At 36.0% G+C, this 11,307-nt stretch carries 10 protein-coding genes; 2 read left to right on the top strand and 8 right to left on the bottom strand.

All coding sequences use genetic code 11. The annotated features are described in order from the left end of the window. Positions 1-189: 189 nt before the first annotated feature. Positions 190-927, bottom strand: coding sequence for a class I SAM-dependent methyltransferase (locus VB711_RS10480; RefSeq protein WP_323285863.1), 738 nt, complete (start codon positions 925-927; stop codon positions 190-192). Positions 928-1,165: 238 nt separating this feature from the next. Between VB711_RS10480 and VB711_RS10475 the strand changes: the two genes are divergently transcribed. Next, positions 1,166-1,462 carry a DUF2288 domain-containing protein gene (locus VB711_RS10475; protein ID WP_323285862.1) on the top strand — a complete coding sequence of 99 codons (297 nt, stop codon included), beginning with the start codon at positions 1,166-1,168 and terminating at the stop codon, positions 1,460-1,462. 13 nt (positions 1,463-1,475) lie between these two features. Here VB711_RS10475 and VB711_RS10470 read toward each other — a convergent pair whose 3' ends face one another. The 6 genes from VB711_RS10470 to VB711_RS10445 all read right to left on the bottom strand — a co-directional run bounded on the left by VB711_RS10470 (position 1,476) and on the right by VB711_RS10445 (position 8,580). Beyond that, positions 1,476-3,551, bottom strand: coding sequence for an SPFH domain-containing protein (locus VB711_RS10470; RefSeq protein WP_323285861.1), 2,076 nt, complete (start codon positions 3,549-3,551; stop codon positions 1,476-1,478). 21 nt (positions 3,552-3,572) lie between these two features. Then, on the bottom strand, positions 3,573-4,238 hold the full coding sequence (locus VB711_RS10465; protein ID WP_323285859.1) for a DUF1449 domain-containing protein: 666 nt from the start codon (positions 4,236-4,238) through the stop codon (positions 3,573-3,575). Positions 4,239-4,712: 474 nt separating this feature from the next. Then, positions 4,713-5,195, bottom strand: a complete 483-nt coding sequence (locus tag VB711_RS10460) for a hypothetical protein (RefSeq protein WP_323285858.1) — start codon at positions 5,193-5,195, stop codon at positions 4,713-4,715. 420 nt (positions 5,196-5,615) lie between these two features. Further along, positions 5,616-6,401, bottom strand: coding sequence for a helix-turn-helix domain-containing protein (locus VB711_RS10455; protein WP_323285857.1), 786 nt, complete (start codon positions 6,399-6,401; stop codon positions 5,616-5,618). 492 nt (positions 6,402-6,893) lie between these two features. Further along, positions 6,894-7,817, bottom strand: coding sequence for an NAD-dependent epimerase/dehydratase family protein (locus VB711_RS10450; protein WP_323285856.1), 924 nt, complete (start codon positions 7,815-7,817; stop codon positions 6,894-6,896). A gap of 106 nt (positions 7,818-7,923) precedes the next feature. After that, on the bottom strand, positions 7,924-8,580 hold the full coding sequence (locus tag VB711_RS10445) for an HAD-IA family hydrolase (RefSeq protein ID WP_323285855.1): 657 nt from the start codon (positions 8,578-8,580) through the stop codon (positions 7,924-7,926). A 136-nt stretch (positions 8,581-8,716) separates the two neighbouring features. Between VB711_RS10445 and VB711_RS10440 the strand changes: the two genes are divergently transcribed. Next, positions 8,717-9,490 (top strand): glucosamine-6-phosphate deaminase, encoded by a 774-nt coding sequence (locus tag VB711_RS10440; RefSeq protein WP_323285854.1) that lies wholly within the window; start codon positions 8,717-8,719, stop codon positions 9,488-9,490. A 484-nt stretch (positions 9,491-9,974) separates the two neighbouring features. On the opposite strand, the gene VB711_RS10435 is transcribed toward VB711_RS10440, so the two are convergent. Next, positions 9,975-10,298 carry a hypothetical protein gene (locus VB711_RS10435; protein ID WP_323285853.1) on the bottom strand — a complete coding sequence of 108 codons (324 nt, stop codon included), beginning with the start codon at positions 10,296-10,298 and terminating at the stop codon, positions 9,975-9,977. Between the last annotated feature and the right edge of the window lie 1,009 nt (positions 10,299-11,307).

Genomic DNA, 11,307 nt, shown 5'->3' with positions numbered 1-11,307 from the left:
GAGTATAGTTTACAGCTTCAGAGTGGAGGTATAGCCATTTTGGTTAAGGTATTTTTATAATTTTAGGGTGAACCCTAGAACCCCACCCCCAACCCCCTCCCCGCAAGCGAGGAGGGGGCTATGATTTATTTAGAATAATCCCGCAAGCGAGGAGGGGGCTATGATGTATGTATTTTATCTAATTAATTTCTATTTACGGCATTCAATACCAATAATAGGTACATAATCAAGAAAGTCTTGCCAAAAATCTTCACCAAATTCTCTGATTCCATCTGGAGAAACTACCGGTTTTTGCCATTTAATCTCCTTAAACCTGACGGTACAAAATATTTCCTCGTAAGTTGAATGGGTGAAGTAATAATTATTAAAGGTGAAACTCTGTCCATCAATAAAATATTTTATAGCTACAGTTGTTCCTTCTTGCAGTGGTTCGGAAAAGGTTTTGATAAATCCATATTTTTCTGTTAATTGATAAGATGTAGGGGGCTGTTTAAAGTTATTGTTAAAAGTAATAAAACGACCATCATTTTTGAGATTGATAAATATATTTTGACACATTTTCAATAGTTGGGTTCGTGTTTGAGCATAATTTAATAAATAGGATGCGACGACAAGATCAAAGCTACCAATTTGATTAAGTTCTAGTACATCCCCAACAATATATTCAATATCTAGTAATTCTCTGTTTTCTTGATCTTTTGCTAGTTCAATCATTTTGGGAGAAATATCCACACCTATGACCTGTGCAGCACCTTTTTGTTTGAATTTTCTGGTGTAAAGTCCTTCTCCACAAGCCAAATCAAGTATTGATTTTCCCCTAATATCACCGAGCATATTAAAATATGTATATTCTTCAACATAAATACGAAAAGGTAATTGTCTGGATTTTTTATACTGGTGGGCAATAGAATCGTAATGGGCTGACATTATTTTAAATTGTTGATCACTACATCTATAGTTGAGCAACTAAATCTTATTTGTACATCAGTCTTAGGGTTACTAAGTAGATGAACAGAAAAAATTAAAGGTATGTGAAGAAAAGTTAAATCGCCCAAAACTCTCTTCTTGTTCCCTGTTCCCTGTTCCCTTGCCCCAACGACAATTTTTAACCCCCACCTACTTATAATGATGTAAAATAAGAATGATCAAGATAATATGGGGAATTATGTCAGATTTAAGAGCAGAATTAACAAAAAATCTGGATGAGGCAGAATGGGAGTGGCTAATTCCCCACGCTCAAAAGGATATGGTGATTGTGGTAGCAGATAATTTAGATTTGTTAGATGTGGGAGTGGCGATCGCTAGTGATAATATTCTCTCTGTTCAACATTGGATGGAGGAGCAATTGCTGACCAAACCTTCTGTAGTGCAGTTGGGAGAATGGAATAGCCATCGCACTAAACGATTTAATGCTCTGATCGTTGAACCTTATGTTTTAATTCAAGAAAAAGCTAATGTTTAATACTCCCACATAATCAATTATTTTGAGTGTCTGATTGATCAATAATTGGTGGAATTACTTGGTTATTACTACGCACCAATTGGCTAATTTGACCAATTATATCTCCTAATTTACCTTCATCTAACAAGGTATTAATTAAGGATAATCCACTGGTAGAAAGTAGCAATTTGTTAATATCTTGACTGCTATTAGTGCCATTTGCACCAGGGAAGGAGTAAATGCGAGTATCTCCTAAAATTCCTGGTTGTGGTGCTAAAGCAGCAACAATTTCTGGCAGTTTATCCGCTAATTCTGGCCAAATTGTGGTAATAATTTTAGCGGTTAAGTTGGCATTGCTAATGGTATTTTCCGCCGCAATTCTGGCTTGAAGTCCCTCCACTTGGGCTAAGGCTTGATCACGGTTAGCATCTGCGAGAATGCGTATTGCTTCAGCTTCTAATTCTGCCGCTTGTTGAGAGATTTCTGCTTGACGACGACGACGGAAAGCTTCAATTTCCACAACGTTGCGATCGCTAATACTCCGTTCTTCGGCTTCCCGTTCGGCTGCAATCAAAGATAAACGTTTAGTACGTTCGGCTTTTTCGACTTCGCCGGCTGTTTTCACAGATTCCTCTGCTTTAGCCTGTTGTGCTTGCGCTACAAAGCCTTCACGCTTTTTATTAGCAATAGCGATCGCTACATCTTCCTGCGCTAATCTCGCAATTCGTTCAGATTCAACTATCTGTACTTGGGCTTGCAATTTACCAGACTCTACAGCTTGTTGACGGGCAATTTCTGCAATTTCTGCTTCTTGTTTTTGTAATATTTGGGCAACTTTTAATAGTTTATTCCGTTCTTCTAAAGAAATATCAGCTTCAATTTGACTTTGCTGGAGAGCCAATTTTTTGCGAATTTCTTCTTCCTCAATTGATCGATCTTGCAATATCTTAGTCCGTCGTACCCCAGCTTCTGCAATGTCCGCTTCTTGTTTTTGCTGGGCTTGGGCTACTTTGAGTTGTTTATTACGTTCTTCTAGGGCGATATCAGCTTCAATTTGACTTTCTTGCAAAGCTAATTTGCGGCGAATTTCTTCCTCTTCAATGGATTTTTCTTGCAAAATCTTAGTGCGTCTTACCGTTGCTGCTTCTATATCTTTAGACTCTTGAATTTCCCTTTCTCGCTGGGCTTTCAGGGCTTCTACTTGTAATTTTTGTGCTAGTTTAGCACTTTCTTGTTCCTGGGCAATTTGTAGCGATCGCTTTTGAGCATCCAGTTCTTTTTGCTCAATCAATACTTGTGTTGCTAACTCAACTTCTCGCTTTTGTTGAATTGATTTTTGAATAATTTCTGTTCGTAAGCGCACACCTTGAGCATCAAAGAAATTATCTGGATCATAGGTAACACTCTCCAATATTTCCGAAATAGCAATATTATTCAGAGTTAAACCAACTTTTTTCAAATCAGGATCAACTAAATTCAAAACCTCCTGAGCAAATCCCAATTTATCAGAATCCATTTCTGCTAAATTTTTGGTTTTTGCTGCTGCTCTAATTGCATCATCTGCCCGTTTCTCTAAAGCATTGGTTATATCTTCTGGTGTGACACGGCTACCATTTTGGCAAAGTCTAGCTGCTGCTGTTAAAACATCATCTTCTGAAGCATTAATACAAACATAAAAAGTTACTCTAATGTCTGCTCTCAGGTAATCTTTGGTACGCACAGCCATTTTTCCAGTGCGTTCTACATCAATAGAAATTTCTCGCAAAGGGACTCTTGTTAACTGATGAAAACCAGGAAGAACAATGCACCCACCATAAAGAATTACCGATTTATTTTTAGTAAATAATCCCCCAGTTCTGACAAAAGCTTCGTTGTTGGGTGTGACAACATACACCCTGGTATATGCAAACAAGCTTAATAGCAGCAATATAACTAAAGTAACTATGATGGTCGGAAATAATATTGTCCCATTTAGTTGGGCTAAGGTCGGTGGATTAAGATTGGGAAATGTGGAATTAGTTGTTTGTTGTTCTGATTGCATCTGAATAGATGGTATTTCAGCTACATCAACACTTGGTAAACTCTGGATAAATGTCAACCAAAAAAGCATATTCTTTTCCTGTGAATAAAGTTAAATTCCGCGATTAGAAGTATCTAACCAACGTTCTTCATCGACACTATCTTTGGCAATCACGACATAAATTCGCTGTTTAAGTTCAATTACTATTACCTTGTCTCCCCTTTGAGGGGCGACGGTTGCCCAGTCTGGGATAATGGCGGTAATCGTTAATAAATTACGTTTTGGATCTAGGATATCTACCTGGCCAATTTTGCCTTGATGCTCGGTAGGAATATAGAAAGAAGTCACAGTACCCACGCCACCAATTAAGCGATCGCTACTCACATCTTCACTAAATTCAGCAAAAATTTTGCCAATTGGTTGTGCCAATAACCTACCGCCGAATAAACTGATAATTAACGAAGTTAATAAAACAATAATCCCCATCAAAGCATTAATTTTTGCCTGAAAAAGGCCGCCCAACCAAACATTTAACATCCAGCCAATGACACCCCACAAGCTCAAATCTATTGCCAGTAAAAGGATTAAAGGTGCTTTACCTAAACCTACCCATCCCAACAATTGATCAAAACTAAATTCACTGTTTAGCTCTACATCTAAGTCCGCATCACTATCTAAGTCCTCTTCTCCTCCACCAGCAACAATCATGAACAAAAAAAGCAAAACTCCCGTCCCCAGGAAAATCCAATAGGGCAAGTTAACTGAACTAAACAGCATATTTTTTCATCAAAGATTGCAAACAGTTCCATGATATTTAGTTGAAACCACTATATTTGATTGTGATTAAACTTGTCAATACATTTTTATACTTAAAATGACTAATTTCTATTTATTAATATTCCTAACAAAATAGATAATTTTGATTTTCCATAGAAATACTCAAAAATAGATCACAGTTTTCAATTTATCCAAATAGGATATTAGTAGATATTGGTAGGATGCGTCAGACTCAATAATTTACCAACAATCAAGAAAAATTTAAAATCTGACGTACCTTAATAATGTGCCAGTTGCCTAAGTCCAGTTGTATCTTAAAATTATTAATTTTTGCCTAATATTATTGTGTCTGACGCACCCTACAGAATATTTTTGAATTGTTAGCCCCTAATATAAATCCCCGACTCCTTAAAGAAATCGGGGATCTTGTTCTTCATTATTCTCAAAAAAGTTAGATTAAGCGGAGTAAATTACCTAATTAAAATCTCCTCTAGCTGCTTTATTTCTAGCAAGCTCATTTTCAATTTCACTCCGCTGATAATCTTTTGCACCGAAGGTTCGTTGAAGCGGATCATTACTCAATTCTCCTCCTGCTCTTTTTAGCATATTAATGGGATTTTTTTGTCTACTACCAGTTCCTAAATCATTAGGAATTACCTCACCTGCACGCCGACCACTTTCAACGTAATTTTCACCATTTCCTGGTGTTGTATAGACTTTTTCTTTGTGTCGATCTTTTGTAGAATAATAAGGAATGAAAGATGCTTTTCTAGTGACTGGGCGATTTTTACTAGAATAATAAGGTCTGGTTATTTCTAGATGATTAGCTTTGGTAGAATAGTAACCAGTAGCATGAACTGAAGCAGCAGGTAAACTAATAATCCATACTAAACAAGCTAACAGAATTATGCTGATTTTTTGGCGGCTTTGATTAAAAAGTTTCTTGAGTTCTAACATTTAGGAAATGTCCTTCTATGTTTCTTACATTATTAAATAATATTCACAAATTTAACTTCTTTCTCTGGGTTATAAACCCATATATAAAAAGAAAGACATTCAACTATAAAATTCCAAAAAAATCAGATCCCAAAATTATCTAAGAAGTCGGGGATCTAAATCTGGTAACAATACTTGTCAGTTAAGCTAAAAACATTAAATCAGGTAGGTTGGGTTGACGTTAGGAAACCCAACATTTACGGGCTTTTGTTGGGTTGCGCTGTCGCTTAACCCAACCTACAAAAACTCAAAGTCCTTCTTATTAAAGGGGGGCTAAATTGCTCAAAGTCCCCCTTTCTAAGGGGGATTTAGGGGGATTGGCGGGTGTCATATCCCACAGGAAAAAGTTTTAAAACAACCTCTAAAGTAGTCATTTTTTACCTAATTATTGGTGTATGTCACTTCCTTGACTTGACCTTGATAACCTAAAAGTTGTGGTTTTTGATTATTGACAGAAACTAATACAGCACCAGCATTACCAGAGCGTATAGTTACATACTTTTTACCTGTCCAATGTTTACGTTCTCCCTGGGTTAAAGTTCCCTCAAATTCAGTTTTTCCATCAGCTTTTACTGTCAGCCATGACTCTCCTTGTAGTTCTAAAGTAACTGCAACATTTGTGGTAATGACTTTACTTGTCAAAGGTAGTGTAGATTTAGAAATAGCCTTAATGTTGGGAGTTGGTAAAACTGTTGTAGTTAAAGCTGATGGTTTGATTGTTGGCTGGGGAATCGTTACTAAATCTGGGTTAGTAGTTTGTAATTTAGCTTTTCCCTGTGTTCTGAGTTGAGAAAATAAACCTAAAGAAGCAGCTATTAACAATAAAATATAAGGGACAAAAAGGGGGATATATAAATATCTATTCCTATGGGAATTATTGCTGTTTTGAGCGGAATCTGGAGGAAAAAGATTAATTTGTAAATTTTTGCACAAAGATGTACCATCCAAGCCTAATGTATCTGCATAACGCCGGATAAATCCCTGAACAAAAACAGGTTCAGGCAATTCTTGAAATCGCTCTTCTTCTATAGCTTGCAAATAAACTAATCGAATATGTGTTTTAGCAGCAATTTCTTCTAAGCGGATAGATTTTTCTTGTCTTACTTGTCGTAAATTGGCACTTATTTCTTGTAACTGCTCTTGTTGAGCCTCATTAAAAAGAGTCACGTTACTCTCCTATTGGGGTAAACACGCAAAAACTTGTATATAAACTTGTTGATTGTTAAAATCCAGCGAATAATCAGGTTGATGATGGTGGTCTAATCCTAATTTGAAAATGGTTAAATTGCCAACTTAGATTTTATTAGTTTAGCTATAAATAGTAGCAAAGTTTGAATAAATTATATTGAGGATAAAAAATAAGTGACCTCTACTTAAAGTATTGTTCCATCTATTTACGCATATACCTCAGAATATTAATATGATCATTTCAAATTGGTATAACAATAAATTAAAGTGATAGGGAACGCAAGCTACAGCTAGTGCTTTCCCTAATTCTGGAGAATACTCTTGAAAAAGCTGGAAATAAAGACTTTGGATTCTGTTATTTATTATCTACTAAGTAGGTGGGCAGAATAACACCAAACTGTGTAAAGAAAAGTAAACAAGGCTAAAATCCTTTCCCTCTGCTTGATGGTAAGGCCAATCTACTTGTACTACTTACATTGACTTGATAAACAAAGGCATAGCAGACTGAACTGACCAATGAGGGGTAAAACCTAAAATTGAGGAAGCCTTTGTAATATTAGCTTGGGAATGTGCAATATCTCCTAGACGAGGAGGTACAAAGTTTATTGCCGATTTCCAGTCAGGAAAAGACTTCTGGAGAATATCTACCAGTTCAAGTAAAGTGATAGAATTACCAGTTGCAATGTTACAATTTAAACAAGAACCAGAGGTGAGAGAATAGGTTAAGGCTTTAATAAAGGCGATCGCTACATCTTTAACATAAACAAAATCTCGGGTTTGGTTCCCATCTCCATAAATTGTAATTGGTTTATTTTGCTGCATGGCATTGACAAAGACAGAAATTACGCCAGAATAGGGAGATGTTGGCAGTTGACGCGGACCAAAAACGTTAAATAATCTGAGTGTCACCACTGAAAAACCCGATTGTTGACTAAATAAACTGGCATATTGTTCGCTTACCAGTTTTTGTAAGCCGTAAGGAGACAGAGGACAAGTGGGATCTTCTTCAGCTATGGGAATTTGACTGGGATTACCATAAACTGCTGCTGAACTGGTAAACACCAACTTGGGAATTTTTAAAGATTCACATAACTCAATTACAGCTAGTGTGGCAGAAAGATTATTATCATGTACAGCTAAAGGATATAACCAAGATTCTGTGACTGATGGGGTTGCTGCTAAATGGGCAATACCATCAATCGGAGTTGTAAAATCTTCCGGTTGGCAAGATAAAATATTTTTTTCTATTAGTTTGAGACGAGGATGTTCAGGTAAGTTTTCTAATCTGCCTGTTGACAGGTTATCAACCACAGTCACAAAATGATTTTCTAACAGTAGTTGTTCTGTAACATGAGAACCAATAAACCCGGCTCCCCCGGTAACAATAAAGTGCATTTTATGACCTTCTCCAAATTAGGTTGTCTTTTATTTTCACTAATGATGACTATAGATTATAATTGTAATTCATCAATTAATTGTTAGATGCGTTTCCCTTGATATCTTACCCAATTAATGAGTTAAGTAATGCCCACAGATGTAAATCTGTGAAATCGGGAATGGCTAGAAAAGCACCAAGTTCTACCAATTTTTGGGGATCTTGGGTAGAAGCTACTCCAATAGTACAGATACCAGCACCCACAGCAGCACGAATACCAGAAGGGGAATCTTCTAGAGCGATCGCTTGATCTGCCCTAATTCCCAAATTGTTTAAGGCCACTTGGTATGGTGTCGGATCTGGTTTTCCTGCCAAACAATTTTCTGCTAAAACAACTGTATCAAAAACCTCTGTAATTTCTAGAACTTCTAACATAAATTCTACATTTAATCTCGGAGCATTAGTAACCAATGCTCGCTTTAATTGATATGTTTCTGTCCATGCTAAAAGTTCAACAAATCCACTCAGAGGTTTTAGATCGTAAGCAAGTTGGCGGAAAAGTTCCTCCTTTTCATCTGCAAATTTATTACTTTCTGCTAGTGATAATTGCGGTAGAATATCTTTAACAATATCTGGATTTAATCTTCCACTAATGCGAGATTTATAAAATATTTCATCAATTTGTATATTATAATTGGACAGTGCTTTTTGCCAAACTTGGTAATGTATAGGGTCAGTATTGGCAATAGTACCATCTAAATCAAAGAGAATTGCCGCCAGCATGGTTTTTTGGTAAGATGTAAATAACTGCTAACCTAATCTACACCGTTTTGGTATCCTGATGACAAAAAAAAGGAACAGGGAATAGGGAACAGATAAATATCTAATCAAGGGACATAACAACTTTCTGTTTAAGCAAATGACAGCCGCTACAAAATTTTTTCTTGTCGATCATCTTGCGGTACAGATTTACAACTCCCCAGTAGAAATGGCTCAGGATGTTGCTGAAATCGCACAAAAGTATTTACAGGAACTTCTCCAACAACAGGATACAGTGGCTATTTTATTGGCTACAGGTAACTCTCAACTGAAATTTCTAGATGCTTTAATTAGTTTAGGTAATTTAGACTGGTCACGGATTACCCTATTTCATTTAGATGAATATTTGGGAATTACGGCTGATCATCCGGCTAGTTTTCGGCGCTATTTGCGAGAACGGGTAGAGAAGCGGGTACATCCTCAGCAATTTCACTATATCCAAGGTGACGCATTACAACCTTTACTAGAGTGCGATCGCTATACCAAATTACTCCAATCTCAACCAATTGATTTATGCTGTCTTGGTATCGGCGAAAATGGACACCTAGCCTTTAACGATCCCGCAGTAGCAAATTTTCAGGACCCCTCTCAAGTCAAACTCGTCAAACTAGACCAAATCAACCGTCAACAACAAGTACACACTGGACATTTTCCTAACTTAGAATCCGTCCCACAATACGCTTTTACTCTCACCATCCCCATGATTTGTACAGCAAAAAAAATCATTTGTTTAGCACCAGAAAAACGCAAAGCCAAGGTAATTAAACAAATGTTACACCACCCCATTACCCCAGATTGTCCCGCATCTATTTTACGTCTTCAATCCCAAGCTACCTTATTTTTAGATCTAAATTCAGCCAGCTTGCTATCTTAAATCGCTGTCTTTTATTCCTATGTTACCATAGGTTTTCTGAAGTTTGACACTAGAAAAGCAAGCCTCTAAATAGGGGCAGTCTTCACATTGAATATTCTTACCAGGATTATTACAACCACAAGGAGGATCGATCAAACATTCAGCATAGTCTCTAGGAATCCAAGATTTTCTGAGGATAAAATACAAAGTTGCTTCCTGTAGGCAAATAATCAAATCACACACCATAAGCAGCACAGATTACACCCAAGAACACTTGATCAAGTTTCTTGCCATTCTTACAAATTCAAAACTACTTTAACTTCCTCCTCTAAATATATAAAATCCTAGTCATCAGGCATAAATTAAATTAACTAAAGATATAGATCCCCGACTTCTTGAAGAAATCGGGGATCTGCACTTTACAAAAAGAAAATTTCAAGAAACGCCACCATTTTTTACCCTAGAGGATTTGCTCAAAAAGCTATTCTTTCCCTTTATTGTTCCACTACTTATTTAGCGCAAACTCTTTTTTCTTTTTCATAATTGCCAGGTATTCGTTGCGAGTTCCATCAACTCGATAATGATCACAAATTTGACATAATTTCAGAATATCCAATCGACTGAATACTTTTTGATGCTCAATTGCGTTATCATTACGCCATCTCCAGAAAGTAGTTCTGTCAATCCGTCGATTGCTTTCAGGCCATCTTCGTCGTGATAGAAAATCTACCAACTCGTCTTCATAAAAAGAGTAGCCTTTAGGTAATTTGAGAAGTTCTTCTCTTAACTCATTTAGCGGGATGAGTGGATCTAACTCAGATAGTCTCATGCCAGCAAGCCCTTATAGTTTTGTGTAAATCCATTCATGCAGAAAACCACACGCAATTCTATTAAATTGCCTGATGTTGTACTGCAATACCATCTGGTTAAAAGTAGATAGACTAGCGAATTAATCAGGTGAATTTATATATTTTTTCAACCCAACTCTGGATCTATCCACTCCCTTAAACCAACGGAATGGTATTACATTATTCAACCACATACAATAAACTGATTATTACTCAATTTCAACCCCTATGCAACCAACCTATCTATAAATAATTAGTATTTTGTTTAGATGATATTTGCAAAGCAACCTTATACAACCACTCTTGGGTAATTAAGTAAATTTTATTTTTTACTGATTTTATTAAAAACACTAATTCAAATATTAAAAATGTTGATTATTTCCTACTTTAGACATATTATCTAGTTTCCAGAATTACATTATCAACAAGATTTATTTTTAACATTAGGACAATATTAACAATTATTAAAAACCACAATATTATTTTACAATTGATCAATGTACCTTAATACACTTCAGTCAAAGGAACTAATTTAATGTATTTTTTCTCACGGATTATGAACTATTAATCTCAGTAATTAGACATAATTGAATTTTCAATCTATCTAAGCCAGGCAAGAGTTATAGTCAAAGCTATCTTTCTTTAGATGTGAATTAATTACCTGTGGTTTAGTTGACAATATAAAGATATCAACAATCTTAAATAAAGTGTATGTAATTTATATGCAAAATTAGCCCCAAGTTCTAAAACATTGGTTAATAATGAATTATCGGGACTGGATAAGAACAGATTTTATATTTGAGCAATTGCATAATAGTTGCAATTTTATAGTCACCATTCTAGGATCAACCTAAATAACTCTTTGATTTTAAATCTATCTCAGTTCAATACTTTTCTAAATCAGTTAGGTTAGCAAGCCATCACGTTGTCATGCAATACTGATCGGTTAAGAGTTTTTGTAGGTTGGGTTAAGTGACAGCGCAACCCAAC

Origin of the sequence: Cronbergia sp. UHCC 0137, assembly GCF_034932285.1 — a bacterium.
GTDB lineage: Bacteria > Cyanobacteriota > Cyanobacteriia > Cyanobacteriales > Nostocaceae > Cronbergia.
Note: the sequence above shows the minus strand (reverse complement) of the source record. Positions and strands in the feature narration are given on the sequence as shown.

Excerpts from the sequence above, each read along its gene's own strand:
- VB711_RS10480 (WP_323285863.1), bottom strand. The coding sequence starts at position 927 with ATGTCAGCCCATTACGATTCTATTGCCCACCAGTATAAAAAATCCAGA.
- VB711_RS10475 (WP_323285862.1), top strand. The coding sequence starts at position 1,166 with ATGTCAGATTTAAGAGCAGAATTAACAAAAAATCTGGATGAGGCAGAA.
- VB711_RS10470 (WP_323285861.1), bottom strand. The coding sequence starts at position 3,551 with ATGCTTTTTTGGTTGACATTTATCCAGAGTTTACCAAGTGTTGATGTA.
- VB711_RS10465 (WP_323285859.1), bottom strand. The coding sequence starts at position 4,238 with ATGCTGTTTAGTTCAGTTAACTTGCCCTATTGGATTTTCCTGGGGACG.
- VB711_RS10460 (WP_323285858.1), bottom strand. The coding sequence starts at position 5,195 with ATGTTAGAACTCAAGAAACTTTTTAATCAAAGCCGCCAAAAAATCAGC.
- VB711_RS10450 (WP_323285856.1), bottom strand. The coding sequence starts at position 7,817 with ATGCACTTTATTGTTACCGGGGGAGCCGGGTTTATTGGTTCTCATGTT.
- VB711_RS10445 (WP_323285855.1), bottom strand. The coding sequence starts at position 8,580 with ATGCTGGCGGCAATTCTCTTTGATTTAGATGGTACTATTGCCAATACT.
- VB711_RS10440 (WP_323285854.1), top strand. The coding sequence starts at position 8,717 with ATGACAGCCGCTACAAAATTTTTTCTTGTCGATCATCTTGCGGTACAG.
- VB711_RS10435 (WP_323285853.1), bottom strand. The coding sequence starts at position 10,298 with ATGAGACTATCTGAGTTAGATCCACTCATCCCGCTAAATGAGTTAAGA.